We start from the raw sequence: 1,157 nt of genomic DNA on the forward strand, positions 1-1,157 counted from the left end.
GAAAGAAAATTAGGAGAAATAGCAGATATAAAAAGAGGAGCCTCTCCAAGACCAATATCAGACTCTAAATGGTTTGATGAGAATTCTAGGATAGGTTGGGTTAGGATTTCTGATGTTACAAAGTCAAATAAATATCTTGAGAAAACAGAACAATACTTATCTAATGAGGGAGTTTTAAAAAGTCGTTTGGTTCAAAAGGATAATATTATTATGAGTATTTGTGCAACTATTGGGAAACCTATTTATACAAAATTTAATGTTTGTATTCACGATGGCTTTGTTGTTTTCGAAAATCTTCTAGTAAACAAAGAGTATCTATATTATTATTTAGATTTCATTGAACTAAATTGGTATAAATACGGGCAACCAGGAACGCAGATAAACTTGAATTCTGAAATTGTAGCTAATGAACATATATCATTACCTTGTTTTACTGAGCAACAAAAGATAGCTAAACTCTTTTCATATTTAGATACAAAAGTTGATATTGAGAACCAGCTTTTGCAAAAATTAGAAAAGCAGAAAAAATACCTACTACAGCAAATGTTTATTTAAAAAGCTTACTAGCAAGAATATGATATTTTTCATATTCTTGCTAGTAACGGCAAACTTTAAACAAAAAGATTTTGTAGTAAAAACTTTTTCTGTTCTTCTAGTTTTTGCAAAAGCTGAGCTTCAATATCAATTTTTGTACTGATGGATGAAAGGATACTTGCGATTTTATTCTGTTCTTCTATTGTTGGAAAGTCAATTTTGATGCCTAATAGTGTATTTTCGTGTATTCTTTTGCTTCCAGAACCAGTTGCCAAATCTTCTAACTGTTTGTAGAATTCTTTTCTCCCTAAAAAAGACAAAATATATGTAGCATTTACTTTTGAGTGGTTTATATCTAAAGAAGGAATGTCTCCAGAAGATAAAAAGCCATCAAATTCATCAGAAATTATACCAAAAGCACCATTGAACAGATTTTGTTTTCCGTAAATAAATTGTCCTTTTTTTCGGATAAAATAATTGGTTGCTCCTAATAATAAGGCATTAGTATTCTCATTTTTTAAAACCCCTTTTAAATGAAGTTTTACAGTAAGTAATCTATTCTTGTCAATATTTGTTGCTTTTAATTTTGTAGGAACAGACATTACTTCATTTAATTCTTTTGT

The 1,157-nt window shown here is 29.0% G+C and carries 2 protein-coding genes; one reads left to right on the plus strand and one right to left on the minus strand.

The window, feature by feature from the left end; genetic code table 11:
* On the plus strand, positions 1-555 hold a 555-nt coding region (locus tag QM481_RS24775), incomplete at its 5' end, for a restriction endonuclease subunit S (RefSeq protein ID WP_283383787.1).
* Positions 556-611: 56 nt separating this feature from the next.
* Here the strand turns inward: QM481_RS24775 and QM481_RS24780 are convergent.
* On the minus strand, positions 612-1,157 hold a 546-nt coding region (locus QM481_RS24780; protein WP_283383788.1), incomplete at its 5' end, for a restriction endonuclease subunit S.

Source organism: Flectobacillus rivi (genome assembly GCF_030056655.1).
Taxonomy (GTDB): domain Bacteria; phylum Bacteroidota; class Bacteroidia; order Cytophagales; family Spirosomataceae; genus Flectobacillus; species Flectobacillus rivi.